This window comes from uncultured Chitinophaga sp., assembly GCF_937898475.1.
Taxonomy (GTDB): domain Bacteria; phylum Bacteroidota; class Bacteroidia; order Chitinophagales; family Chitinophagaceae; genus Chitinophaga.
The window spans coordinates 120,005-144,808 of record NZ_CALEJS010000028.1; the positions used below are offsets into that span (position 1 = coordinate 120,005).

General features: G+C 48.9%; 23 protein-coding genes. 7 read left to right on the plus strand and 16 right to left on the minus strand.

Annotation, left to right across the window (positions count from 1 at the left end):
• Window positions 1-132 precede the first annotated feature (132 nt).
• The 6 genes from Q0577_RS18955 (at window position 133) to Q0577_RS18980 (ending at window position 4,431) form a co-directional block, all read left to right on the plus strand.
• On the plus strand, window positions 133-624 hold the full coding sequence (locus Q0577_RS18955; RefSeq protein WP_298739072.1) for a YajQ family cyclic di-GMP-binding protein: 492 nt from the start codon (window positions 133-135) through the stop codon (window positions 622-624).
• Window positions 625-758: 134 nt separating this feature from the next.
• Complete coding sequence (locus tag Q0577_RS18960; protein ID WP_298739075.1) at window positions 759-1,013, plus strand: type B 50S ribosomal protein L31; 255 nt, start codon at window positions 759-761, stop codon at window positions 1,011-1,013.
• A 67-nt stretch (window positions 1,014-1,080) separates the two neighbouring features.
• Window positions 1,081-2,256, plus strand: coding sequence for a putative sugar nucleotidyl transferase (locus Q0577_RS18965; RefSeq protein ID WP_298739077.1), 1,176 nt, complete (start codon window positions 1,081-1,083; stop codon window positions 2,254-2,256).
• A 30-nt stretch (window positions 2,257-2,286) separates the two neighbouring features.
• Window positions 2,287-3,048: a triose-phosphate isomerase gene (gene tpiA / locus Q0577_RS18970; protein ID WP_298739079.1), complete on the plus strand. Its 762-nt coding sequence runs from the start codon at window positions 2,287-2,289 to the stop codon at window positions 3,046-3,048.
• A 125-nt stretch (window positions 3,049-3,173) separates the two neighbouring features.
• Window positions 3,174-3,779, plus strand: a complete 606-nt coding sequence (locus Q0577_RS18975; protein WP_298739080.1) for a 2'-5' RNA ligase family protein — start codon at window positions 3,174-3,176, stop codon at window positions 3,777-3,779.
• A 376-nt stretch (window positions 3,780-4,155) separates the two neighbouring features.
• A complete protein-coding gene (locus Q0577_RS18980; protein WP_298739082.1) occupies window positions 4,156-4,431 on the plus strand; it encodes an acylphosphatase in 276 nt (91 codons plus the stop codon).
• 6 nt (window positions 4,432-4,437) lie between these two features.
• Here the strand turns inward: Q0577_RS18980 and Q0577_RS18985 are convergent, their stop codons facing one another.
• The 8 genes from Q0577_RS18985 to Q0577_RS19020 form a co-directional block, all read right to left on the minus strand.
• Window positions 4,438-5,556: a C1 family peptidase gene (locus tag Q0577_RS18985; protein ID WP_298739083.1), complete on the minus strand. Its 1,119-nt coding sequence runs from the start codon at window positions 5,554-5,556 to the stop codon at window positions 4,438-4,440.
• A gap of 112 nt (window positions 5,557-5,668) precedes the next feature.
• Window positions 5,669-7,705, minus strand: coding sequence for a M56 family metallopeptidase (locus Q0577_RS18990; RefSeq protein ID WP_298739084.1), 2,037 nt, complete (start codon window positions 7,703-7,705; stop codon window positions 5,669-5,671).
• 66 nt (window positions 7,706-7,771) lie between these two features.
• Complete coding sequence (locus tag Q0577_RS18995; protein ID WP_298739086.1) at window positions 7,772-8,167, minus strand: BlaI/MecI/CopY family transcriptional regulator; 396 nt, start codon at window positions 8,165-8,167, stop codon at window positions 7,772-7,774.
• Window positions 8,168-8,316: 149 nt separating this feature from the next.
• Window positions 8,317-9,186, minus strand: a complete 870-nt coding sequence (locus tag Q0577_RS19000) for a sterol desaturase family protein (protein WP_298739088.1) — start codon at window positions 9,184-9,186, stop codon at window positions 8,317-8,319.
• 131 nt (window positions 9,187-9,317) lie between these two features.
• On the minus strand, window positions 9,318-9,968 hold the full coding sequence (locus Q0577_RS19005) for a hypothetical protein (protein ID WP_298739089.1): 651 nt from the start codon (window positions 9,966-9,968) through the stop codon (window positions 9,318-9,320).
• 96 nt (window positions 9,969-10,064) lie between these two features.
• Entirely contained in the window at window positions 10,065-10,937 is an 873-nt protein-coding gene (locus tag Q0577_RS19010; RefSeq protein WP_298739091.1) for a DUF4249 family protein, read from the minus strand.
• A 28-nt stretch (window positions 10,938-10,965) separates the two neighbouring features.
• The gene (locus Q0577_RS19015) at window positions 10,966-13,341 is read right to left on the minus strand and encodes a TonB-dependent receptor (protein ID WP_298739093.1); all 2,376 of its coding nucleotides are present in this window, start codon (window positions 13,339-13,341) and stop codon (window positions 10,966-10,968) included.
• 215 nt (window positions 13,342-13,556) lie between these two features.
• Window positions 13,557-13,766 carry a hypothetical protein gene (locus Q0577_RS19020; protein WP_298739094.1) on the minus strand — a complete coding sequence of 70 codons (210 nt, stop codon included), beginning with the start codon at window positions 13,764-13,766 and terminating at the stop codon, window positions 13,557-13,559.
• Between the two features lie 108 nt (window positions 13,767-13,874).
• Between Q0577_RS19020 and Q0577_RS19025 the strand changes: the two genes are divergently transcribed.
• Entirely contained in the window at window positions 13,875-14,888 is a 1,014-nt protein-coding gene (locus tag Q0577_RS19025; protein WP_298739096.1) for an AraC family transcriptional regulator, read from the plus strand.
• Here Q0577_RS19025 and Q0577_RS19030 read toward each other — a convergent pair.
• From Q0577_RS19030 to Q0577_RS19065, 8 genes are all read right to left on the minus strand, one after another.
• Complete coding sequence (locus Q0577_RS19030) at window positions 14,880-15,299, minus strand: Rrf2 family transcriptional regulator (protein ID WP_298739097.1); 420 nt, start codon at window positions 15,297-15,299, stop codon at window positions 14,880-14,882. The two genes, Q0577_RS19025 and Q0577_RS19030, sit on opposite strands and share 9 nt — an antisense overlap.
• A gap of 119 nt (window positions 15,300-15,418) precedes the next feature.
• On the minus strand, window positions 15,419-17,656 hold the full coding sequence (locus Q0577_RS19035) for a sodium-translocating pyrophosphatase (RefSeq protein ID WP_298739098.1): 2,238 nt from the start codon (window positions 17,654-17,656) through the stop codon (window positions 15,419-15,421).
• Between the two features lie 192 nt (window positions 17,657-17,848).
• Window positions 17,849-19,369 carry an NAD(P)H-hydrate dehydratase gene (locus Q0577_RS19040; RefSeq protein ID WP_298739100.1) on the minus strand — a complete coding sequence of 507 codons (1,521 nt, stop codon included), beginning with the start codon at window positions 19,367-19,369 and terminating at the stop codon, window positions 17,849-17,851.
• 137 nt (window positions 19,370-19,506) lie between these two features.
• Window positions 19,507-20,034: a hypothetical protein gene (locus tag Q0577_RS19045; RefSeq protein ID WP_298739101.1), complete on the minus strand. Its 528-nt coding sequence runs from the start codon at window positions 20,032-20,034 to the stop codon at window positions 19,507-19,509.
• A 72-nt stretch (window positions 20,035-20,106) separates the two neighbouring features.
• Entirely contained in the window at window positions 20,107-20,568 is a 462-nt protein-coding gene (locus tag Q0577_RS19050) for a hypothetical protein (RefSeq protein WP_298739103.1), read from the minus strand.
• Window positions 20,569-20,619: 51 nt separating this feature from the next.
• Window positions 20,620-21,798 carry a Na+/H+ antiporter NhaA gene (gene nhaA / locus Q0577_RS19055; RefSeq protein ID WP_298739105.1) on the minus strand — a complete coding sequence of 393 codons (1,179 nt, stop codon included), beginning with the start codon at window positions 21,796-21,798 and terminating at the stop codon, window positions 20,620-20,622.
• A 38-nt stretch (window positions 21,799-21,836) separates the two neighbouring features.
• Window positions 21,837-23,669, minus strand: a complete 1,833-nt coding sequence (locus Q0577_RS19060) for an OstA-like protein (RefSeq protein WP_298739107.1) — start codon at window positions 23,667-23,669, stop codon at window positions 21,837-21,839.
• 18 nt (window positions 23,670-23,687) lie between these two features.
• Complete coding sequence (locus tag Q0577_RS19065; RefSeq protein WP_298739110.1) at window positions 23,688-24,692, minus strand: MlaD family protein; 1,005 nt, start codon at window positions 24,690-24,692, stop codon at window positions 23,688-23,690.
• Window positions 24,693-24,804 lie beyond the last annotated feature (112 nt).

Here is a 24,804-nt window from a genome sequence, read left to right on the forward strand (position 1 = left end):
CAGGAGTAGTTGGATAACAAGTTTAATATTTAACGGTACTCCCGTCCCACTCCGGCGCAGGTCGGAAAATTGGGGCGGGATTTTTTTTTATATTTGCCCCTGACTTATTACCATTAAATAAAGTATATCATCATGCCATCCTTTGATATTGTTAGCAAAGTGGATCTGCAAACGCTGGACAATGCCATCAACACCGTAAAGAAAGAGATCACCAACAGGTTTGATTTTAAAGATTCCCATGTGGGCATCGAGCTGAATAAGAAAGACTTGGTCCTGAACCTGGAGGTGGACAGCGACATGAAGCTTAACCAGGTGATCGATGTGCTCATCAGCCGTAGCATGCGCCAGGGACTGGATGCCGCTATTTACGACCTCAGTAAAGAGCACTACCAGAGCGGTAAGGTAGTTAAGAAGGAGGTGCCCGTACGGAACGGCATTAAGCAGGAAGATGCTAAAAAGATCGTGAAAATGATCAAGGATTCAGGCGTTAAGGTACAGGCTGCCATTATGGACGATATTATCCGCGTAACCGGCAAGAAAATAGATGATCTACAGGATGTTATACAGAAATGCAAGGAGGGGAATTTTGGTATTGCCCTGCAATATGTTAACATGAAGAGCTAGCCGGGGCATTCTTTTGGATGGATATTTGGATTTTGGAATTTTCTCCTTACCTTTGCCGTCCGTATTTAATTAATTCAGCATTTTGGGATGAAATCCGGGACACGGTGGACCATCCAATCAATAAAATTAAAATAATGAAACAGGGAATCCATCCAGAAAGTTACAGGTTCGTAGTATTTAAGGACATGTCAAACGGTATTAGCTTCTTAAGCCGTTCTACTGCTCCTTCCAGGGAAACAGTTAAATGGGAAGACGGTAACGAGTATCCGCTGATCAAACTGGAAATTTCCAATACCTCTCACCCTTTCTACACTGGTAAGAACGTATTGGTTGATACTGCAGGCCGTATTGACAAGTTCAAGAAACGCTACGAGAAAAGAGCTAAATAAGCTTTTAATAAAATATTTATACATCCCACCGGCATTTGTCGGTGGGATTTTTTATTTTTAGCCCCCTATGGAGCGTAACTACATTCTTTTTGACACGCCCGCCCGCGATCTTTTATATCCTTTCACTTATACCAGACCTGTGGCTGCCTGCAGGATAGGGATCCTGACGATCCAGGAAAAATGGGAGCTCTGGCTGGGTACAGGCGTTAGTCATTTCACCGTACCTTACCTCCAGGAGAAATTTCCACTGCTCTTAGGATCTGCAGATGCTGTTCATGTGCTTATCAATGGTCATACCTTGCCAGACCCGCCACTGGTGGAAGCGATCATGGCCCTTGAGCCCGGGCAGGAACTGTACCGGGAGCATCAGCTCCTCGCAAAGGCAGTGCCTGGTAATGACCTTACCAAGTCCGCCGGTGAGCGAAGGGACTACCCGGGAACAGTAAGCAATATTGAATTGCCCTGGCACCTGTTTACCATGAATGATAAGGCCATCCGCGATGATTTTAAGCTGATTACCGCAGGAAGGACGTCTGCTCCTCTCTCCTCCACAAACCAGGTGATTGCACCGGAAACCGTTTTTGTTGAGCCGGGAGCGGTGGTGGAATGCAGTGTGCTGAATGCGTCTGCCGGACCTATTTATATTGGCGCTAATGCGCAGGTTATGGAAGGTTGCCTTGCCAGGGGGCCTCTAGCCCTTGGGACCGGCGCTGTGCTTAAAATGGGTACCAAAGTATACGGAGCTACCTCCCTGGGGCCTGCCTGTACGGGCGGGGGAGAGATCAAGAACGTTAACATGTTCGGCTATTCAAATAAAGGGCACGATGGTTATTTAGGCGATGCCGTGATCGGAGAGTGGTGTAACCTGGGCGCCAATACTACCTGTTCCAACCTGAAGAATAACGCCGGCACAGTAAATATCTGGATCGAAGCGCGTAAAGAAGCCTGGCCCGCCGGACAGAAATGTGGTACGCTGATGGGCGATTTCAGCCGTTGCGGTATCAATACCATGTTGAACACAGGCACCGTAATTGGCGTTTCATGCAATATCTTTGGCGGGGATTTTCCGCCTAAATTTGTGCCTTCCTTTTCCTGGGGTGGAAGAGATCCGAAGGAACGCTACCGTTTGCAGGAAGCCCTTCGCGATGCAACTGCCTGGATGGCGTTCAAAAGCCGGGAAATGAATGATGCAGACCGGAGAATGCTGGCTGCCGTGTACGAACAAACCACCAAAAGTGAATAATAACTAAACTCAATACAAGCACGCATTATCATGAGAAAAAAAATTGCTGCGGCAAACTGGAAAATGAACCTTACTCTCGCACAGGGAGAACAGTTGATCAATGATATCCTCAACTCAGGTCTCAAACTGAAGGATGGACAGGAAGTGGTGATTGCCACGCCTTTCCCGTATCTGCTGAAGGCCAAAGCTTTACTGAAGAATTACCCCGGCTTTTACCTGGCTGCACAGAATTGCTATGCCGAAAAATCCGGCGCCTACACCGGAGAAGTATCTGCAGAAATGCTGCAATCCGTAGGTGTGGATTACGTGATACTGGGGCACTCTGAGAGAAGAGAGTATTTCAATGAAAGTAATGCCATGCTGGCAAAGAAAATAGATTTGGCGCTGGCCAATGGCCTGAAGCCTATTTTTTGCTGTGGAGAACCGCTGGAAGTGAGAAAGGCTGAAACACAGAACCAGTATGTAGCAAAACAGCTGGAAGAAAGCCTTTATCATCTTAGCGCTGAACAGCTGAAGAATGTGGTGATCGCTTATGAGCCGATATGGGCCATTGGTACCGGCTTAACGGCATCTGCCCAGCAGGCGCAGGATATGCACGCCTTTATCCGTGCACAGATAGCAGAGAAATACGGAAGGGAAGTAGCATTGCACCTCACTATCCTTTACGGTGGCAGCGCCAAACCTGGTAATGCCGGAGAACTGTTTGCCTGTCCGGATGTAGACGGTGGCCTTATCGGAGGCGCCTCACTGGTTGCGGCTGATTTTGTTGCCATCACAGAGAAATTACCCTAATCATAAAAAAATGCGCAGCCTTGCTGTGCATTTTTTTAGTAACTAATGCTAAAAAAATTAGTATTTCTCAAAAAAGGTTGTATATTTGTGATGTCAACAATCGGGAAAGCAAAAAATTGTTGGTTATGCAAAGAGAAACCCTTTTAACAGAACAGGAAACAGCGCTTTATGACTACCTGGTAGTTATCAACCCCGGTGCGCAGATAGCCGGAGAAGTGCGCAAATTCAAAGAACAGATAGCTGAAACGCTGGGCATCTTTACCAGCCGGTATTCAAAAGCCCATATCTCGTTATTCCGCTCTGTATTCCCTGAAAAGTTCCAGGACGATTTTATTTATCTGCTGGAGGAGATAGCGGCCAGGCAGTCCGGGTTCACGGTTTACACTGCTAAGTTCGATCATTTTGATCATGGCGCAGTAAAACGCACCATTTACCTGAATATAGCCAACCCGAGGCCTGTCGCCGAGCTGCACAAAAAGATCCTGGAGGTGTTTGACCTGAAACTAAATAGTTTCAAACCGCATATTACCCTGGCAAGAGCGATCAGCACTGATGAATTTGAGAAGGTGTATCCGCAGTTCGATAACCAGTTGTTTGTGCGCAGTTTTGATTGCCGCAGCTTTTCCCTGCTGAGAAAACCGGCAGCAGGCGGCGCCTACGAAGTGGTGAGAGAGTTCCGTTTCAGGGGCGAAGACGCGGCTGATGGTACTCTGTTCAATTTTGCCGCTTAATATCGGAGATCGCTTAATAAGCGGAACATCACACTAGAAACAGAAAATATTGAATAACCATATAGACAAGTATTTGTATTGACTTCCATCACCATGTAACCAGTTATTTTAATTGTCCCCCCATGTTAACCCTGTTTAGTTGACCCCTGCCTGCTGCAAATCGGTCAATACCAGGTAAATCATAACAATACCTGCCCATGTCTTGCACATGGTTGACACGACTATGGGTATTGAAAATGGTTACCTGGTATGACACAGCAGGTATGCAAAGACTGCAGTATGAACGAAGTGATCAATACCAATGGCCCGGCTGATTTCACATTCCGCCCTGTTGTTTGTAGCTTTGAAATGCTCAAACATTCAAATCATCCGACAAATGGCCATAATACACAAAGAGATCACTGTTAAGGGTAGGGTACAGGGCGTTTTTTTCCGGGCCAGTACCAAACAGGTGGCAGACAGATTAGGTGTGAGCGGGCAGGTCAGGAATCTATCTGACGGAAGTGTATGGATCGCCGCTGAAAGTGATGCACCCGCCATGGAAGCCTTTATTGCATGGTGCCGTCAAGGGCCGCCGGAGGCCGTAGTAACCGGCCTCCAGCTGGTAGAAGCGCCTGTAAAACACTATAAAGGATTTGAAGTAGTAAGATAACCAGCCTTATTTCGTAGCCAATGCCAACTTATCTTTAAACGACTTATCCAGTGCTGCTTTAGGCACAATGATGGTGATTGTGTTAATGGCAAAATAAGGCTCAGACACATTTACATATCCCTCAAAAGGCCCGCCGGTGCCCCAGGAGTTCTTTACCATAAAGAACTCCTTGCCGGTTTTACTTTTAGCAAGGCCGGTAATATGCATCAGGTGATCATCCTGGGTCACCAACTCCTCGTACAAGCGCTGACGATACTCCTGGGTAACCTTTTCTTCCGGCCGGTCGGGGTCAAAACCATTACTGCCGGCAGAGGCCCCTGCCGCAGGGGATAATGCATAACCTCTGCCTGCTGCCCAGCCGCCATTGCTCACATCAGCGTCCCACATCACGGTATAGCCGTTTTTCAGGGCCGTTTTGGTAAGCTGGATCAGTTCATTCAAAGGAACATTATAGTAAGCCCCGTTGGAAAAATTATCCGGCACTTCTATTATAAAAGGCTGGTAATAGGGATGATGGCTGAACGAAGTGAAATAGGCATAGTCGTCCGGGTTGAACTTTACCACCTCTTTTGCAAAGGTCAGCGGCGTATAATTACGGCCGTTATAGGTAAAGGTGGCAGGCGGTTTTCCAAGGTACTGGTCAAGCAGTGCCGTCACACGGTCCTGCCAGTTATCCGGGATGGGGCGTTTGGTTTTCAGCAGGCTGTCCAGGTAATTCCGCAGCTCTGTTACCAGCTGGGAGTGGTTGTGCTGCGTACGGCCGTTAATAAGCCCGCTATAAGCGCTTTCAGGCATAATGCCGTATGTAGCCATAGCATGGATCACATCATGGCCCAGGCCTCCTTCGTCAAAACGTGCAGATCCCTGACGGCGTATGTAGTTCAGCGCTTTTTCCATATAGATATTGCGGACGGTGAACATTTCAGAAAGATCGGGTTCCGGTGCTCCCTTGCGTATACACTCAGATTCCACCAGGGAAGTGGTGGAAAAGCACCAGCAGGTACCGGTTTGAGCCTGGTTCTTAACCGGGGTGGCCGCATTTTTCTTCAGGATGGTTAATTCATTGGTCTGGGCATTGGCCACCGCCACAAGGCAGGTGGCAAACAGTAACGCTAGTACACGCATGCGAAATGTGAGATTTTATTCCTAAAGATAATGGAACCGCCCAAAAATAAACGCTACTGCTGTATGAACGGCAGTAGCGTTGTATATAATCGCTATAAGTCAGTTAGTAAGTTTAGTCCCTTACATCCACATTCATGTTATCCTTCTCACCTTTTATAGTTATTCTGCCTGCGCCAAGGTAAGCGCGGTATTTATCCATTACAGCGGCAGATTGTTTGTTGCCGTTGATGTACAGGTCATTGTTCTTTTTTTCGATGGTATATCCTTTGGAAGGGTCTATCAATTTATCATCGGTCAGCTTTGAGACCAGCTCCTGATAATGTTTACGGGTGGCCTCGGTTTTGGTTTCCGCACGTTTTGCGTTCATTTCCGCACGTTTTGCACCTAATTCAGCTGCACGCGCTTCGCGTTCTTTCTCCCTTGCTTCAGCCATTTTTTCTCTTGCTTCGCGCATGGCATCCCGCTGTTTATCGCGGACATCATCCATGTTCTTACGCATCATAGCGCGATTGGCTTCACTTATACCGCGGTTGGCGGCATTCATGCTGTTTTTGATGATGGTTTCCAGGTCGATGTTTGCCATGGCCATCTGGGCGCTTTTCATACCCATTTCCACACTTTTCCGGATCATCTCGGGGTCTACTGATTGCTGACCTTCTTTAACAGATTCCTTAATTTCCTGGTTAATCTTACTCCAGTCAATAGATTTCATGGAGTTTTCTATTTCCTGGTTAATCTTCTTCCAGTCTACCGCTTTAAGCGCTTCCTGTGTCTGGGCATTGATGGCTTTCCAGTCAATGTTTTTCATGGCCTCCTGCACTGCTTTCTGTGAAGCTTCCCTGGCTACTCTCACCTGTTCATGCACGGCTTTCATCTGCTCGTTCATTTCCCGCATTTTTTGATGCGCCTCTTTTCTGTCCTGTTCCATCTTTTCCAGGTCTGCTTCGTCCAGCTGGGCGTTGCTGTTATTATCAGTGTTGGTATTTTCAGGTTGGGGGCTGGCGTTGTTTACCTTTGGCGGAACAGTGTCCGTCAGCAGGCGGTTCAATGGCAAAGTGTTAGCAGCAAAGGCAGATTGGGACGCCGGAGCGGCGGCAGTTGTCTGATCCTTATCCTGATTGGCGGAAGGAGTGATCCAGGCGATGGCGGTCAGGCCCACTGCAATAATGAGCATGGCCATAAATTTTTGACTATAATTAAGATGGGAGGTCTTCATTTCCATAATTCTTTTAATGCGGTAAAGCAAATGTTGTTTGTTGTCTGCAGCAGCCATCACCATGGGGTTGGTAGTAAACCGGTATTCTTCCAAGGCTACCAGGGCTTTGGCATAATGCAGCGGTTGGGAGGTATGGGCTAAGACCATATCATCGCAACAGTGTTCCCTTTCCAGGCGGATGAATTTTGAGATCCACCATACAAAGGGGTTAAAGAAAAGGGTTGTTTCAACAATGGATTGGAAGATATTCAGTATGTAATCATTGCGTTTAATGTGAGCCAGTTCGTGCAGCAATATGGCCTCCAGCTGTTCTGCACTGAGGTTATTGAACATTGCTGCGGGTACAAGTATCACAGGTTTCAGAAAACCGATCATTACGGGCACCTGTACATATTGGGAGATCAGCAGTTGCACCTTGCGCGGAATACGCAGCTGCTGTTTTACCTTGTCCAGATAATGTTCCCAGGCGCTGTCGGCAGGAAGCACCAGCTTTTTCCTGATCTGCCGCAATTGTGCCAGGTCGGCCACCAGCTTGATGCACATAACGGCTACGCCTGCAATGTACAGCGCTACCAGCAGCGGAAACACCATTTCAAGGTTGGGGAAAAGTACATGGAGTTCCTCCTGGCTTTGGTATACTGCAGGGGCCTGCAATACCAAGGGCGCGCCTGGTGTTCCTGTTACAGGCAGTCCTGCGGTGAAATGCGCTGCTTTCACGGCTTCCAGCTGCTTATAAAGCGTTGCCACAAACCAGCCGAATATCCCCGCCAGCGATAGAACAGACAGGTTGTACTTCGTTGCGGAAGTAGCATCCGGCCAGAGCTTCAGCACAATACGCAGGCAGATGAAAACCAGCAGCGCCTGCCACAAAGAGTGCAGTATGGCCCATCCCAGGGCAGTTACCAGTTCAGCTGTAAATGGAAGGAACACCATAAATTAATTAATGAATAATGAATAATTACAAATCAGTGTCACAAACGCCTGTCAGTCCACAGCTCCTTAATTGTTAATTTTTTTCTCCATGTCGTTGAGGTATTGTTTAATCTTCTCCAACTCCTCTTTTGAGGAAGTGTGATTACCCAACGCCTGCAGCACCAGTTGGGAGGCAGAACCATTAAATACGGTATCTATCATTTTGTCCAGTAACTGACGCTGGGTGTTTTCCTGGGATACAGCAGATGAATAAATATGCGTTTTGCTGCTGGTATCGCGGTCCAGCAAACCCTTTTCATGCATGATCTGCATTAGCTTAAGAGTAGTGGTATAACCCGCATCTTTACTTTGTCCCAATACCTCATGTACTTCCCGCACTGTACTGGGGCCTTTTTCCCAGAGAACACGCAGTATCTCCAGCTCACTTTCCGTCGGTTTGATATGTTTCCCTGATATGCCCATTAATACTTGATTTCTATGCTTACAATGAATATACGAATATCTTCGTAAACAAATGTACGACAGTTTTCGTAATGGCAAAATAAAATTTTCAGGTAATGGTTTACCGGTCTTTTAACGGTATGAGTGGCAGGAGTGAGGAGATGGGAAGTTTAGTCCAGCTGATGCTCCTTTCGCAGCTGTTTTGTAGTCTTGCGGCTACCGTCATGACTCCAGCCGGGGGCGTCAAATACGTAATGCCAGGCTTCCTTCAGGGAACGGGCCTGCCGGAGATCTTTCCAGATATCTACCCATTCATGGGTGGCTATCCTGAGGGGATTATAGGTATAAATATTTTTGGTAAGGCCGTAAACGGGCCTTTCTTCCTCCGGGGTAAATGTACCGAACAGCCGGTCCCAGATGATCAGTACCCCGGCATGATTCCGGTCCAGGTATTTGATGTCTGAAGCGTGATGCACGCGGTGATGAGACGGTGTGTTAAAGAACCATTCTATCCAGCCGGGCAGGCGGTGGATGGCCTCCGTATGGATCCAGAACTGGTAGATAAGACTGATAGCCTGCATGCTCATTACCATCGCTGGATGGAAACCAAGCAGTGGCATCCAGGTCCAGAACAGGAACGTACCTGTAAAATTGCCGGTCCAGTTTTGGCGCAAGGCGGTGGCCAGGTTGTATTTACGGGAAGAGTGATGAATAACGTGAGAGGCCCAGAAGAAACGTACAGAATGACTGGTGCGGTGAAACCAGTAATAGCTCAGATCATCCGCAAAAAAACACAGGATCCAGGCCCACCATACAAAGCCCGGGGTAAACAAACGGAATTGATAAACAAAGCTGTATACGCCCAGAATAATGGCTTTGGTAAACAATCCCAGGAACACATTGCCCAGTCCCATGGCAATACTGCTCACAGCATCTTTTGTTTCGTAAAGGTCTTTTTTCTGGACGGCCGCAAAGATCACTTCCGCCAGCAGGAGCAGCACAAACCCGGGAATGGCATAATGTATCAGGTTAGGGGACATATTGTAAGTTAAGAAAAAAAGCTGTTAACTGTTGGCTGTTGCTATTAGCTTTTAATACCAGCACTTAGTCTTTAAAAAAAGCCTCTCCGCACCAATCACTTACAGCTAACAGCCAACAGCTAACAGCTCTTTTAAAATTTCCCCGCCTTAATGCCAAATTTGAAACTGGGGCCGCTCAGATCACTATCCTTTACACCGGGAGTATCTGAGCCTGCTACAAAGCGATAGCTGCCTCCCGCATTGATCCGCAACCAACGGGTAAGGTTCACTTCTACGCCTGCAAAAGGTTCTGCTACAAAAAAGCCGCTGCCATCATAGTAGTCCTTCTCATCATGATCGTCATCCCACCAGCCATCGCGCCAGCTTCCTTCCCTTCTGGCAACACCGCCGCCGCCCACCAGGCCGCCTACGGTCCAGTGTACCAGCTTATCTGAATTGTGGGTGTACTCTGCCATCAAACCGGTATACCAGAATTGCAGGTACTCTTTACGTTCACTGGGATTGGTAGGGTGAGGGGCGCTGATGTTGTTGGTAAGGGCATAACCGCCTATACCCAGCATCAGTTTGTGGTTCAGCAGCACACCGCCTTCCACACCGGTCAGCACACCCAGTTCACCTTTCATGGGCGTTAGTTTTCCAACAGCAGTACCATAACCGCCAACGGAGATCTTTTTCTTACTTTCATTTTTCTTTGGGCTGAAAAGTGTTTCCATTTCGGCATGCTGAGCCCAGGCCTGCTGTGCTGTAATCAGCACCAGCAGCGCTACAATAATCCTTTTCATAAATATCAGATTTTAAAAGTTGAGGTCTCAACTTCTGTTGTGCATTGCAGGATGGGAATCCCGCAATGCTACAACTTCAGTTTTCTATAGTTGAGATCAATGTATCGTTCTCTCGGCAAATGATACCGCAGAGGTACCAAACCAGCCTAATATTTTGGTCTTTCCGTTGGGTGTAGTATTCGTAAGATTGGGGCGTACGTTTTCCAGTACTCTTGCAAACAATCCGAAGTTTTCCCGCTGATCTATTACCTGCTGAATAAAATAATAACTGGGCTTGCTCAGTGATGCGATCCTTACTATTACTTTCTCTCCCAGCTGGTAAGGCCTGTCGTCATCGGTAATACCTTCCTGGATCGGGTCTATAAAGTTCCATCCATCTGCCACATCTTCGTTAAACGCGCCGTTGATCGCATATTGATCGGTATTCCTGGTACTGCGGTCATTGCGGTAAGAGCGGATCCAATAGTAGTCATTACCACCGGCAAAGTCTGTTGCATGCAGGTCTGCATAGTAACCTCCCTCGCCGCTTAACGCATCTTCTTCCGACTTGTATTTGTAAGAGATGGAGTCGATCTGCGGTACTCTTTTGATGCTGTCTGTAGCTACAAATGTTTCACCGTTATAAGTCAGCGTCAGCCTGTAAACGTGCCCCAGCACACCAATGCTCTTATCGCCTCCCGGGTCATTCCGGTAAGCGCCGTTGCTGAAAGTAAAAGGATAGGTAATGCCGGCAGTAAGATCTTCTACTGTAATGGTGGCATCTGCTATCACGGTGGCCGGTGTATTGTTGGTATAAGAAACCACTGAGTTGGTGAACCTGATGGTTTGCGGGCCATTCTCTGTTGTCAGCCAGGCATCCAGCACGGGATATGATTTGCCGTTAGGAACTTCGAGATCTATTGTATCCTCGCAGGCGCTGAAGGCAGCTGCTGCCAGGCCGAGTAATATGATGGAGCGTATCTTTTTCATGTGTCTTCGTTTTCCTTTTCAGTTTAAATTACCATTTGAAATTGTACGTAATACCAGGCATGATAGAGCCGATGATAGAGAGGCGTTTAGCTTCCCGTTTTGAAGCGTCATCCTGATTCTCCTGGAAGTAGATCGTGTAGGCGTTCTTACGGGCATATACGTTGTACAGTGAGAACACCCATTCACCCTGCCAGCGCTTATGCGGTTTGCCTTTACGTGTGAAGGAAAGGTCCAGGCGGTGGAAAGCCGGCAAACGGAAGTTGTTGCGTTTATCGGTACTGTTGTAAGGAATATCCCAGTCCTGGTATTCCAGGCGGCTGTCTGCAAACGTGGCAGGCGTACCTGATGCATATACGAAATTGGCAGAAAAAGAATTACGTTTAGACAGTTCATGTGATACAACCACATTCAGGTTATGTGTACGGTCATAACGGTTCAGGAACCATTCATTCTGGCTGATACCGTTTGTTTTACGTTCTGAACGTGATAAGGTATAGCTTACCCAGCCGGTGGTAACGCCTACTTCTTTCTTGGCCATCAGCTCCATACCCCATGCACGTCCTTCTGAAGGCAGCAGGTCTGCCTCTATGTACTGGTTCAGCTGAAGATTAGCGTTGTCGATATAATCCACCTGGTCATCCATTTTTTTGTAGAACAGTTCACCGGAAAGCTCAAATTTATTGGAAGGAGCGCTATAGAAATAACCTACGGTATACTGGTCTGCCACCTGCGGTTTTATATTGTTAGTGCTGGGCGTCCATATATCCAGCGGAGTGGGAGAGGCCGTATTAGACAACTGGTGCATGAATTGTGTAGTACGTGCATATGCTACTTTCACCGCATGATTGGAGTTGATGCTATACTTCGCGCTGATCCTGGGCTCAAAGTAGTAATAGCCTTTGATCAGCTTATTGGTCTCATAATCCTGTGAACCGATCAGGCGTTTGCGTATTCCGGGCGTAGTATCGGCATAGAAGTAAGCAGTGCCTTTGCCCAGCAGCTGGTAAGCAGAGAAACGCACACCATACTGGATACCGAATTTATCGTTTGGTTTGAATTCATGATCAAGGTAAGCGGCAGACTCCAACGCGTGCTGATCTTTCAGCACTACCAGGCTCTGGTCACCTTCCTGGTTGCCTTCTCCCTTGCCGGGTTTGAAGGTATAATAGATGCCCTGTAAGCCAAAATGCAGGCTGTTCCTGGAGCTGATATAGTAAGTGAATTGTGGTTTCACCCCGTAGTTGATGATGTTGGAGGTCCAGCTGGAGTTCTGGCTGGGCTCATTTGCTTCTTTATCAGAGCTGTTGCTGAACTTCAGGCTGTAATCATACTTGCTGTAAAAGGTGGTCAGGTTCAGGAACAGGCGGTTGGTGAACACATGGTTCCAGCGTACAGTACCGGTGGTGTTACCCCAGTTCATGTCTACATCGCCGCCAAAGCCAAACACATCGCGACCGGTATAGCCGCTTAAGAACAGCGTATTGTTCTTGTTCAGCTTGAAGTTAGCCTTTGCGGTTACATCATAGAAATACAGTTTGGTATCTTTCATGTCCCCTTTCAGGAAGGGTTTCATTAGTACGTCTATATAGGATCTGCGGGCAGCTACTATAAAGGAAGACTCGTCTTTCTTAATCGGTCCTTCTACTGCAAGACGGCTGAAGATATTGCCTATACCGCCTGTTACGCCAAGATGCTGGTTGTTACCGTCTTTCATACGGATATCCAGTACGGAAGAGGTACGACCGCCGTATTCCGCCGGGAAACCGCCTTTAATAAGATTCAGGCTTTTTACTGCATCCGGGTTGAATACAGAGAAGAAGCCCAGCAGGTGCGTAGAGTTGTACAGCGGCGCTTCGTCCAGCAGGATAAGGTTCTCATCAGTTGCACCGCCGCGTACGTTAAAGCCGTTGGCGCCTTCGCCCACAGTGGTTACGCCGGGAAGCGTCTGGATAGCACGCAGTACGTCTACTTCGCCCAGGAAGGTAGGCATCTTCTTCATTTGCGCAACATCCAGGCGGTTAATGCTCGTATTCAGTGTGTTCACGGCCCTTTCATGTTTGCCGCTTACCACCACTTCACTCAGCTGGCTGCTGGATTTTTCCAGCTTAATGTCAAGATGCTGATTGGCATTGAGTGTTACTGTCTTTTTAAGTGCGGTATACCCGATGTAAGAAAACTGCAGTTCATGTTCTCCCGCGGGCAGGGTAAGCGAATAGAAGCCATATTCATTGGTCACAGTGCCAATGCTGGTACCTGCTTTTGATACAGAGATGCCGATCAGGCTTTCGCCGTTTTGCTGATCTTTCACATAGCCACTAATAGTGAATCGTTGTTGTGCTTTCAATGCCTTTACCTGGAACAGGATAAATCCAAGTGACATCAGCAGAATCAGGTGTTTTCTCATATAAGATTTATGTATATGTGCTTTGTAAGACGGTTTAACCGGCAGTTTATTTTGGCAAAACCGTTTTATTTATCGTTTCCGAATATATGACGGGGGATGATGGAGCCACCCCTAAAGCGTGCAGGAATTTTTTGATCACATGACAAATGTTGGCAGTAGTGGGGAGGTGTACAGTGTGTTGTAGGCGCTTGTATTAATTTCGTTGCAACAGGAATTTAATCCAGCAGGTCACAATAAAATCCCATTTTCTGTACAAAGGCAATAATGGATTCTTCTCCCTGCTGCAGGCCTACTACCCGCAACACCCGGTCACAATCCTCAATATCCACGCTGCAGGCCATTACGCTGAAATTAGACTGGATCTCGCCGATCACCTTGTTCTTATCCTGTAAGGTATTAATATTGGTACGGAATATTCCGATCATGATTAATTTTTTTAAAGTATTTCGGGATATTTTTGTACAAATGTGGCCCGTTTCAAAAAAAAACTGTTGCATTAAAAGGATTAAAAATTACACTAAACGGATTTTCTTATGGCCCTGGTCATTACCAATGATTCCCAGCGTGTATTGTTCCGGGAGGACAAAATGCGGACGGCAGAAGAGTTAAGCAGTGCTACCATCATTGAAGAGAAGGTAGATCTTGCATTCGACTTTGGCGTGGGCAATTACCGGGAACTATGCTTTGAAGGCCTGCACATTGCCTACGGCAAGGCCAACGTCTTTGAGAACCTGCATATGTTTATGGAAACGCCGGATACGCCCACCATGGTGTCCCAGGTATTTGTGCTGCATGGCGATATCACTGCCTACCTTCCTGGTACAAATGCCTGCCAGTATACTTCGCTGGAACATAACCTGGTGTACAATCCCAATCTCCTCGAAAAAACGGAGGTAAGGAAACAGGATGGGATGGAGATAATCAGCCTCAGTTTTACAAAAGAGCGTTTTCTTGCGCTGGCAGAGAACAACGGGGATGTACTGAGCCGCTTTGGTGAGCAGGTAGCAGGCAATCGCATTGTATTCCTGAATAAAGAGCATAACCAGCCCATTACTACGGATATGATCAGGATACTGACAGAGATCCGCAACTGCCAGTTCCAGGGAGGCATTAAAAAGCTGTTCCTGCAATCTAAAATATTTGAGCTGCTGGCTTTACAATGTGAACAATATGAACGCGCCGGGTGGAATAATACAGACGCTGTAAATATATCCGCAGCTGATCGTGATAAGATCTATCATGCACGTGATCTGTTGCTCAGCGCTGTGCAGCAGCCGCCTTCCCTGCATGACCTTTCACGCCTGGCAGGCCTTAACGAATTCAAGCTGAAAACCGGCTTTAAGAAAATATTTGACAACACCGTATTTGGATACCTGAATGATTACCGCCTGGAACAGGCCCGGCAAAAGTTAATGCAGCATGATTACCCGCTGACTGCAATAGCGGATGAGCTGGGGTATTCTTCTTTGCAGCATTTCTGCAATGCTTTCAGGAAAAAGTATGGGGTAAGCCCGGGCAAGGCGAGATGGAATAAACGCTTATCCTAGTGTAATTACCAGCTTACTGAACGCCGCCAGCGTTACTTTCTTCAGTTTGTTGTAGATCGTCTCATCTATCTCCGTAAACAGGCCATCCAGCGCACTATTGATACCCCTTCCCACCGGGCAGTCCGGGTTGGGCAGGTTAGGAGAGAACCCGAATACATGATCTTCTTTCACCGCCTGGAAAACCTCCGCCATCCTTATCTGTGATGCCGGTTTCTTCAGCCTGCTGCCGCCGCTTTTTCCTTCCTTGCTTTCCACCAGCCCTGCCGCCCGTAAGGCGCCCAGCTCTTTGCGTACCAGCGCAGGATTGGCATTCATCGATCCCGCAATGTAGTCTGAAGAGGTCCACTCTTCTTCACTCGTGCTTAGCAACGTTAAGATGTGCACGGCTATAGCAAACTTACTCTTTACCATTCTGTAATAAATTGCCTGACAGTCAAAGGTACCCTGAAATGCTGAATTGCCCAAAAGCAGCGGTCCCGGCTTATATCCGGGACCGCACTATAAAGAAAGAAATTTTTTAAAACCGGGTATCAGTAGCGGAGTGTCTTTTTTTCCACTTTCGCTATCTGATTTACCTGCACTGATTTGGGCGCCTGCTTTTTAGCGGTAGTGGCCGCAGAACTGTGTATTTCAGCCAGGGTAGGTGCAATAACCAGCGACACAATAGACATCAGCTTGATCAAAATGTTCATAGAGGGACCGGAAGTATCCTTGAAAGGATCGCCTACGGTATCACCTGTTACAGATGCCTTATGCGGCTCTGATTTCTTATAAAAAGTTTCGCCGTTGATCTCAACACCTTTTTCAAAAGATTTCTTTGCATTATCCCATGCACCGCCTGCATTGTTCTGGAACATACCCATCAGTACACCGCTTACGGTAGCGCCTGCCAGGAAACCGCCCAGCACTTCAGGACCGAAAATGAACCCGATCAGCAGGGGAGATATCAAAGCGATGGCCCCGGGCAGCATCATTTTTTTGATAGATGCTTCGGTAGAGATGGCTACGCATTTATCATATTCCGGCTTACCGGTGCCTTCCATGATACCAGGGATGGACCTGAACTGGCGGCGTACTTCCTCTACCATGCTCATGGCTGCCTGACCTACCGCACGTATAGCCAGGGAAGAGAACACAAATGGGATCATGGCGCCCACAAAGAGGCCGGACAATACTTTTGCTTTGTAAATATCAATACCCTCAATCCTGGCTACCCCTACAAAGGCCGCAAAAAGGGCCAGGGCGGTCAACGCTGCAGAGGCAATGGCGAAGCCCTTACCTGTGGCTGCGGTAGTATTACCTACGGCATCGAGTATATCAGTTTTTTCGCGTACATCCTTGGGCAGTTCGCTCATTTCGGCAATACCCCCGGCATTGTCTGCAATAGGGCCGAAGGCGTCAATAGCCAGCTGCATGGCAGTAGTGGCCATCATACCCGCAGCTGCTATAGCTACGCCGTACAAACCCGCGCAAACATAAGAGCCGTAAATACCACCGGCCAGCACCAGGATGGGTAGGAAAGTGGATTCCATACCTACTGCAAGACCGCCGATCACGTTGGTAGCATGACCAGTAGAAGATTGCTTGATGATGGATAATACCGGCCTTTTGCCCATAGCGGTATAATATTCAGTGATGATGCTCATCAGCGTACCTACCGCCAGGCCTACCAGGATAGCGCCAACAACGCCGCCCCGGGTGATGGCAATGGCGCCTTCCCTGGGTGTGGAAGAACCGGCAACAAAGTCGCGCTGCAGGTAGATGGGTGCATCCGGTAAGAGCCAGTAAACCAGGAGGGCAGCTGCAATAGCGGTGAGGATGATAGAGCCCCAGTTACCCATATTCAGTGCTTTCTGTACAGCGTCTGTTTTAAGGCCCGCACTTTCACTGATGCGAACGAAGAAGGTACCTACAATAGAGAAAATGATACCGATTCCGGCAATCAGCATGGGCAGCAGGATGGGAGAGAGGCCGCCGAAATTGTCGTTAGCAACAATTTCGCTGCCCAGCACCATGGTAGCCAGCACGGTAGCTACATAAGAACCGAAAAGGTCGGCGCCCATACCGGCTACGTCTCCTACGTTATCGCCTACGTTATCGGCAATGGTAGCAGGGTTACGCGGGTCATCCTCGGGGATGCCGGCTTCCACCTTACCTACCAGGTCAGCGCCTACGTCGGCTGCTTTGGTATAGATACCACCGCCTACACGGGCAAACAGCGCAATGCTCTCTGCACCCAGTGAGAAGCCGGTCAGTACTTCAATAGTCTTAATCATTTCCTGGGTATTGGCGGCAGCGCCAAACCAGGTTTTCAGTATAATGAACAGGCTGCCAAGTCCCAGCACCGCCAGACCCGCAACACCCATACCCATTACGGAACCGCCCGTAAAGGATACCTGTAAAGCTTTTGCAAGACTGGTACGCGCTGCCTGCGCCGTACGTACGTTGGCTTTAGTGGCTATTCGCATACCTATAAAACCCGCAGTAGCGGAAAACACCGCACCTATAATGAAAGCAAGTGCAATGGTCCAGTCAGAGTTGTCATGGGAGGCGCCCATATAACCCAGCAACAGTGCAGCAATGATCACAAAGTAGGTGAGGATTTTGTATTCAGCTTTCAGAAAGGCCATTGCTCCTTCGGCAATGTGTTTGGCTATTTCTGTCATTCTTTCGTTGCCGGCATCCTGGCGAACAACCCAGGCGCTTCTGAGGGCGGTGAACAGCAACGCAATTAATCCAAAACATGGAACGAGGTATACGATACTCATATAAGCGATTTTAAAATATACAAGGTTGACAAAAATAGTGTTTCCAATCTTATTTTGCTAATGTCCGTTTGCCACCCCTGAACGGGGGTAAAAAACGGTTAATTCCGCTACAGTACTGGATTTCCTATCCCGGAACCGGGTTTTCCTCCGTTTCGGACGATGGGATCGGGTCTCTGGCCTTTGGAATTTCCTTCACAATTGCAGGAAGGCGGAGCCCAAACAATCAATGATGCTCTCGGCAGTCATTGCCTCCTGCGACATCCTGGCTGCGGCAATATCGCCGGCAAGGCCGTGCAGGTAAGCGCCCAACAGTACAGCGGCTTTGGGGGCATAGCCCTGAGCCAGCAGACCGGTAAGGATGCCTGTAAGCACATCCCCGCTGCCGCCGGTGGCCATCCCCGGGTTGCCCGTGGAATTGAAATATATGGAGCCGTCCGGACAGGCAATAGCGGTATACCTGCCTTTCAGCAAAATGTACAGGTGCAGTTGTACCGCCTGTTGCGATAACAGCTCCAGCCGCTCAAAATCGTTCTCACTGCTGCCAAATATACGCTCAAACTCTTTAGGATGAGGAGTGAGCAGGCTGCCCGGCGGCACCCTTTGTAACAGGAACGGATATGCGGCAATAATATTGAGCGCATCGGCATCTATCACCATTGGCTGCCGGTATTGCGCCAGCAGCAGCTCCAGCGCCTTAGCGGTTCCGTTGGCGGTACCCAGCCCCGGACCAATGCCAATGGTCTTATAGGGCCGTCCGCCGGCGCTCAGCTCCTCGTGGAAATGGGCGCTGCAGGTCTCCTCCGGATCGGTAATGCACATGGCGGCGGGCGCGCTTACCTGGATGATCTGGTATCCGCATTGGGGCACGTGGCAGGTCAGCAAACCTACGCCGCTATGCAAACAGGCCCTGGCGCTCAGTACGGCAGCTCCTATCTTACCATAGCTGCCCGCTATCAGCAGCGCATGGCCATAGGTGCCTTTATGGGCAAAGGGCTGGCGCGGCTGGTAAATAGTGCGTATCATATGCGGGTCCGTTACATGGAACCGTGCAGGCGTATGGTTAATATAGTCGGGATGCAGCCCGATAGGTAATATATGTACCTGTCCGCTGCAGGGGGCATTCTCCGGCAGCAAGAGGGCCAGCTTGTATACCTCGAAGCTCAGGGTATGACTGGCGCATATCACCGGCGTACGAAGAGACGATGTATCGGCCTGCATACCTGAAGGAAGGTCTATGGCAACGATGGTATGCCGCTGCTGGAGGTCATTCAGCTTATGGATGATGCCCGCCATCCAGCCTTCAACAGGGCGGCTGAGCCCCGTACCGAAAATGGCGTCTGTAATGATACTGCCTTCCGGCAGCACCGGGAATTCTGTTATAGCGTGAATATCGTACAGGCTTTCGGGATAGACCTGCTCAAGGGCCTGCCTGCTGGCCGTATGATCTGCCGAAGGCCGGTCACTATGGTGCAATACACACGCGGTAGCCTGGTAGCCGTTATCCCGCAGCAGGCGGGTGATCACCAGCCCATCGCCGCCGTTATTGCCCATACCGCAGAAAATATAGAAAGGGTGGGAGGGGTCAAAATGCCGCATGAGCCATTGGGCGCAGGCGCCCGCCGCCCGCTCCATCAGCTGCAGGCTGCTGACAGGTTCATGCTTGATGGTATAAGCATCTGCTTCACGTATCTGTGTGGCAGAAAATATCTTCATAAGATCCGTAGTGTATAAAAATACGGAAAAGAAAAATTCCAAATTCCAAATTTCAAATTCCAAACGCATGACTTCCACGTTTGAAATTTGTTATCTGGAATTTGGAATTTAATCTTTGTTATTGGGTCGCTGGAACCTTAGAAAGTGTACCTGGCTGACAGACCACCGATCTCTTCTCCGAAGAAGTTATGTCCCCCGGTGAAGTTCACATATGGTTTTACGTCGGCGCTGAGGTTCAGCGGAATATTTTTAAAGGTATATTCCACACCAAAAATACCATCCAGGCCAGCGGTAACATAGGTACCGTCGCCATCCCTGATGTAGCGGTCACGATCCCAGTCACGACGGTCATAGAAGCCTACGTGTGCACCGCCGCCGCCGTACATTACCCATTCGCGATGGTCGGGAATGAAGTTGAAATGATATTCATACAGTCCGGTAAATGTGGCATTCCCGCGTTTATCAACATTGGTGTGGGCGATGCCTTCAATGGCATGTGGTCCCTTGATAAAGTGTTTGATCGTAAAACCGATCAGCCAGGGATTTACACGGGCGCCAAGCGCTGTTTCGTAATTCGCAGGAGATCCGCCTCCTCTTAACCTTTGTGCATTTGCCTGAACTGCCAGCAGGGCAACCAGGCCTAAAAGTAATGCCGCTCGTTTCATTGGTTTTTGTTTATGGTTTGATTTTTCTTCCTTTAGATAACGGTCCACGCAACGTTCACCCCCAGCTGTCCTCTACTTTTTATTCAGCGTGTACCTTACGGAAACTGCAAAAGAGGCCAGGTCAGACGGTGTGCTGAAATGTACGGCAGGCTTCCAGTCCAGGCTAAGGTTCAGCGGGATGGCCTGGAAGGTGTAATCCAGCCCTATGATACCGTCAAAACCGGCAATGAACTTTGTTTCATCACGGATCTCACGTACACCCATATGTGCGCCGCCGCCTACATACCAGGCAAATCCCGCTACCGTAAGGGCAGACAGATCGAAATGGCGTTCATACAGCCCCGTAACCGTAAAAGTTTCATTATAAATGCCGGCAATACCTTCCACCGCGTTGGCATCGTCAAAAAAATAACGTGCGGTAGCCCCCAATGGCTGGCCAAGCCGTATGCCGATCTGTGGATTCCCCTTTGACTGCGCGCTCACTCCATGCACAAATGCCAGCAACGCTATGATGAGTAATATGTATCTGTTCATTGTGGTACAAGGCTAAAATCACAATAACAGTGCCAAGGTACATTTTTAGCGTCACACTTTCGGCCCCGGTTTCAATATCCTCAGGTACAGGTAGCCCGCTATACCTGCTATCAGGGAGGCCGCCATTACAGATATCTTTGAGATCACCTGCAGGTCGGCTTCCGCATAAGCCAATGTGGAAATAAAGATAGACATGGTAAACCCTATACCGGCTATGATACCAGCCCCGATCAGCTGCGCCCAGCTGGTTTCGTCGGGTAAGGCCGCCAGTTTAAAACGGGTGGCCAGGTAAGAGAACAGGAAGATACCCAAAGGCTTACCTGCTACCAGGCCAGCCAGTATACCATAGCTCACGGTATCGGTAAACACCTGAAAGATATCCGGTGGAAAAACGATCGCGGTATTGGCCAGGGCAAACAGCGGCATGATCACAAAATTCACAGGGTCGTGCAGGTTATGTATCAGGTCTGATATTTTGGAAAGCGGGATACAGAAGGCTATCAGCACGCCTGCAATGGTAGCATGGATACCGGAATTAAAAATACAGTACCATAATACGATGCCGGGAATCAGATACCAGATGAGCCGCTGCACTTTGAACAGGTTAAGCACAATCAGTACAACCAGCGTGGCAAGGCCTGAAAGCAGGTACACCAGCTGCAGTTCGTCCGTATAGAAAATAGCTATGGTCAGTATAGCGCCCAGGTCGTCAATGATAGCCAGCGCCATCAGGAATATCTTTAAGTTAACCGGTACGCGGTTGCCCAGCAATGATAATATACCCAGTGAAAAAGCAATGTCAGTTGCCATCGGTATACCCCAGCCATGGATATGATCTGTATTTGCATTAAAGGCAATAAATATCAGGGCGGGGCATACCATACCACCTAACGCCGCCAGCGCGGGCAGCAGCGATTTCTGTAACGACGATAGCTCGCCTTCCATCAGCTCCCGCTTTATCTCCATCCCCACCAGGAAAAAGAACAGCACCATCAGCCCGTCATTGATCCAATGCAGCAGCGTATGCGGCATATGCCATCCTTCCGGCATCGATACCGTTGTTTCCCAGAAATGCAGGTAGGACAGTTGATAAGGAGAATTGGCTGTCACCAGCGATACTACCGTACATGCTATCAGCACGATACCTACCGCCCTGCTATCCTGCAAAAATTCATGTAGCGGCGACAGTAGCCGCGTTTTAATTTGGCGAATCTTACGAACAGTGCTCATGCGGCCGAAATTAATTAATAATTCCCAACCGGTGCAATTTACCGTCCCATTAACTCATACTTACTTTTGGGCCGCCTTTTTATCTCCCAGCGGAAATTTTCGAGCAGCATTTCGTCTTTGGGCGCCTGGGTAAACGGATACATGGTGCCTTCGGGGTCTTTAATGAACACCACTTTGTTGAGCTGTCCTTCGTTGAAGTGAATATTGATAACCGCGCTGAGCGATTTGTTGACACTGATAAAGCCGCCTTCATCATCTTTCACATAATAGATGCTTTCAGCGTTTCCGTCTACATGCATCCAGTCAATAGCCTGGCCTGCAAAGTAGCCGGTAATGATGTTGCCTTTGATCTGGTTATAGATAGGCCTGCCGGAATCCGCTTCATTCACTATTAAGGCGTTGGGCTCCAGCACCAGCTTATCTGCCTGCTGGTTACGGGTATACAGGTAGATGGTATCGCCCGTCAGCTGGGTATTATTGGCCCAGAGTACAGGATCGCGGTAAAAACGGAAGATAGAATCCCTGGATGAGTAATATACACTGTCTGCCACGCCCTGCAGTGAATCTGAATAGATCCTTACGTGATGGTAGGCCAGTATATAGCGCCTTTCCACGGTATCCCGTTTGGTGGTGTCGCTTACCAGGCTGTCGGGTTTGTATGGAATGCTGTCTGCTTTTACAAGGCCGCTGGTATCTGGCAGCGTAATATTACGTTTAGTGGTATCCGGTGGTCTGACAGCTGTGGGTTTCGCAACCACTTTACTGAGCGTATCTGTGTGAAGGCTGTCTGCGGGCCTGCCGCTGCTATCAACGGCTGCGCTGTCTGCAGGCCTGCTGCTGTCTGCCGCTGTGCTGGCCGTCTCAACATCTTCCCGCATATTATTCGTGCTGATCACAACAGGGCTGATAGCGCTGTCAGGTCTGATGACCCCTGAAAACAGGGTATCTGCCACCATGTACAAAGTGTCTTTGCTTCTTTCCAGGATGAGCAGTGGGTGCTGTGTAGCCAGCACGGTTTTGTTGGCCTGGTTCACCTTGCCGTAATTGGCCAGGAGCGACATCTTGTTCGCCGTATCCCGGTACACCATGTTACCGGTAGCATAAGAGTATCCTGTTGCTTTATCCGTTTCGATATTATCTGCGGTGATGGTACTGGCGCTGTCTACGATGGTAGGGCGGTTGCCGAAGTTGCCATAGCCCGTTTCCGTGTTGTAGTAACCGGAGGAGGTATACATGACCGTCTGGCCGTCATTGATAGTGGTGGGCGCTATCATGGTGGCAATCCTGGTATCGGTGTTATACAGCAGCGTATCGGTGGTGAGCGTATATTGCGGGTCTACCAGCAGCACGTCATGTTTGAAGTATACATCCTTGGTGTCTGCATAATAGAAACCTTCGCGGCTGGTGAGCACGCTGGGACCGTTCACCAGTTTGCCGCCCTGTTCATAGGTGCCTATACGGGCATTCATATCATATCGCAGCTCGGGACCGGTGATGGTCACCTTACCATCGGTCAGGCGGGCATTTCCTCTCAGGGTGGCCATTTTGGAATTGCCTTCATAATGCAGGTAATCGCCGTACACCTGTACGCTGTCTGCCTGGTTAATATGTACGTGACCGTAGGCATCCAGCTGATTGGTGAGGCCGTTCTTGAAAGCGCTGTCGCAATAAATGGTGGTATTGCCCTGGCGGAAGGCGGCGTGGCCTATAAAGCGGGCCAGCTGCACGGAGTCGCGGGTAATATTGTTCAGCGTGTCTGCGTGCAGGATGTGTATCACCGATGAGCTGTCCCCTCGTTGTGCCATAGCTGGTTTGATCCCCAGCAGGCAGATGCCTGCAAGGATAAGCCCATATCTTATTAATTGCTGCATCTTACTTCTTATAGATCGTTATTTCACTTCCACTGCCGTATCAGACGGGATGGGCTTTACTTTATCTTTTTTGCCGAACAGGGAGAAGTGCACGTAACGTTTCGGGTTCACGCGCAGGTCTTCCAGCAGTTTGTTAAGGCTGCCCAGGGAGGATTGCAGGTTATTATACACTTTCCTGTCGTTCATCAGCAATCCCAGGGATCCGTCTGTGCTGTTCAGTTTTGCCATCATGGCGTTCAGGTTGGAAACGGTTTGCTGCAGGTCAAGCAGGGAAGAGTCCAGTTTGCCGTTGGCCAGTGCTCCGGTGGTCTTTTCTGCATTGTCCAGGATGGCAGTTATCTTGTCATTGTTCTTTTTCAGGTTGTCTGTAATGGAGGCCAGGTTGTTGAAGGTGGCCTGTACATTACCGTGGTTCGGGTCCATCATGCCGTTCAGCGAAGCAGCCGTATGCGAAAAGCTGTTCATGGTATGATTCAGGTGTGCTACTGCGCTGCGCAGGTTGCCCTTGGTGGTGGTGTCAAACAGGGCGCTTACGGTGAGCAGTACGGAATCAACGGCAGAGAGGGTGGTTTCCAGCTTTTTTGCCAGGGGATTCAGCTGCTCCTTGAGGGCGTCTGTAATAGAGCCATCCACGGCTGCATAAATGGTGTCGCCGTCGTTCAGATATTCGTTGGAGTTACCAAAGTCGATCTGTACGGCTTTCGTGCCCAGCAGGTCGCTGGTGATGCGTGCCACTGAATTGCGGGGGATCCGCACATTCTTTTTCGTTAGCCGCAGCGTTACCAGTATTTTGCCTGCGTTGTTACCCATGACATCCAGGTCGGATACGCTGCCCACCTTGAGGCCGTTCACCAGCACAAAATTGGCAGGCTGCAGGCCGTTCACCTGTTTATATACGGCATAGATGGTTCTGTCGGAGGAAAAAAGGCTTTTGCCTTTCAGTAGATTAAAGCCCAACACCAGGAGTGTGATAGCTACAACGGTCAGAATTCCTACCTTGGTTTCATTAGATACTTTCAGCATGAGATACGAATACGTTCGGTGCAAAAGTAATCCAAAATCTGATATACCAGTTCCAAATCCGGGCTGTCCCCTCCCTCATACGGGGTATACGGGCAGCAGACCATATAACATG

Excerpts from the sequence above, each read along its gene's own strand:
- Q0577_RS19020 (WP_298739094.1), bottom strand. The coding sequence starts at position 13,766 with ATGATCGGAATATTCCGTACCAATATTAATACCTTACAGGATAAGAAC.
- Q0577_RS19050 (WP_298739103.1), bottom strand. The coding sequence starts at position 20,568 with ATGAACAGATACATATTACTCATCATAGCGTTGCTGGCATTTGTGCAT.
- Q0577_RS19065 (WP_298739110.1), bottom strand. The coding sequence starts at position 24,692 with ATGCTGAAAGTATCTAATGAAACCAAGGTAGGAATTCTGACCGTTGTA.
- Q0577_RS18955 (WP_298739072.1), top strand. The coding sequence starts at position 133 with ATGCCATCCTTTGATATTGTTAGCAAAGTGGATCTGCAAACGCTGGAC.
- nhaA (WP_298739105.1), bottom strand. The coding sequence starts at position 21,798 with ATGAGCACTGTTCGTAAGATTCGCCAAATTAAAACGCGGCTACTGTCG.
- Q0577_RS19060 (WP_298739107.1), bottom strand. The coding sequence starts at position 23,669 with ATGCAGCAATTAATAAGATATGGGCTTATCCTTGCAGGCATCTGCCTG.
- Q0577_RS19045 (WP_298739101.1), bottom strand. The coding sequence starts at position 20,034 with ATGAAACGAGCGGCATTACTTTTAGGCCTGGTTGCCCTGCTGGCAGTT.
- Q0577_RS18990 (WP_298739084.1), bottom strand. The coding sequence starts at position 7,705 with ATGGTGTTCCTTCCATTTACAGCTGAACTGGTAACTGCCCTGGGATGG.
- Q0577_RS18960 (WP_298739075.1), top strand. The coding sequence starts at position 759 with ATGAAACAGGGAATCCATCCAGAAAGTTACAGGTTCGTAGTATTTAAG.
- Q0577_RS18980 (WP_298739082.1), top strand. The coding sequence starts at position 4,156 with ATGGCCATAATACACAAAGAGATCACTGTTAAGGGTAGGGTACAGGGC.
- Q0577_RS18975 (WP_298739080.1), top strand. The coding sequence starts at position 3,174 with ATGCAAAGAGAAACCCTTTTAACAGAACAGGAAACAGCGCTTTATGAC.
- Q0577_RS19035 (WP_298739098.1), bottom strand. The coding sequence starts at position 17,656 with ATGAGTATCGTATACCTCGTTCCATGTTTTGGATTAATTGCGTTGCTG.
- Q0577_RS18985 (WP_298739083.1), bottom strand. The coding sequence starts at position 5,556 with ATGCGTGTACTAGCGTTACTGTTTGCCACCTGCCTTGTGGCGGTGGCC.
- Q0577_RS18995 (WP_298739086.1), bottom strand. The coding sequence starts at position 8,167 with ATGGGCATATCAGGGAAACATATCAAACCGACGGAAAGTGAGCTGGAG.
- Q0577_RS19010 (WP_298739091.1), bottom strand. The coding sequence starts at position 10,937 with ATGAAAAAGATACGCTCCATCATATTACTCGGCCTGGCAGCAGCTGCC.
- Q0577_RS19040 (WP_298739100.1), bottom strand. The coding sequence starts at position 19,369 with ATGAAGATATTTTCTGCCACACAGATACGTGAAGCAGATGCTTATACC.
- Q0577_RS19025 (WP_298739096.1), top strand. The coding sequence starts at position 13,875 with ATGGCCCTGGTCATTACCAATGATTCCCAGCGTGTATTGTTCCGGGAG.
- tpiA (WP_298739079.1), top strand. The coding sequence starts at position 2,287 with ATGAGAAAAAAAATTGCTGCGGCAAACTGGAAAATGAACCTTACTCTC.
- Q0577_RS19005 (WP_298739089.1), bottom strand. The coding sequence starts at position 9,968 with ATGAAAAGGATTATTGTAGCGCTGCTGGTGCTGATTACAGCACAGCAG.
- Q0577_RS19000 (WP_298739088.1), bottom strand. The coding sequence starts at position 9,186 with ATGTCCCCTAACCTGATACATTATGCCATTCCCGGGTTTGTGCTGCTC.
- Q0577_RS19030 (WP_298739097.1), bottom strand. The coding sequence starts at position 15,299 with ATGGTAAAGAGTAAGTTTGCTATAGCCGTGCACATCTTAACGTTGCTA.
- Q0577_RS19015 (WP_298739093.1), bottom strand. The coding sequence starts at position 13,341 with ATGAGAAAACACCTGATTCTGCTGATGTCACTTGGATTTATCCTGTTC.
- Q0577_RS18965 (WP_298739077.1), top strand. The coding sequence starts at position 1,081 with ATGGAGCGTAACTACATTCTTTTTGACACGCCCGCCCGCGATCTTTTA.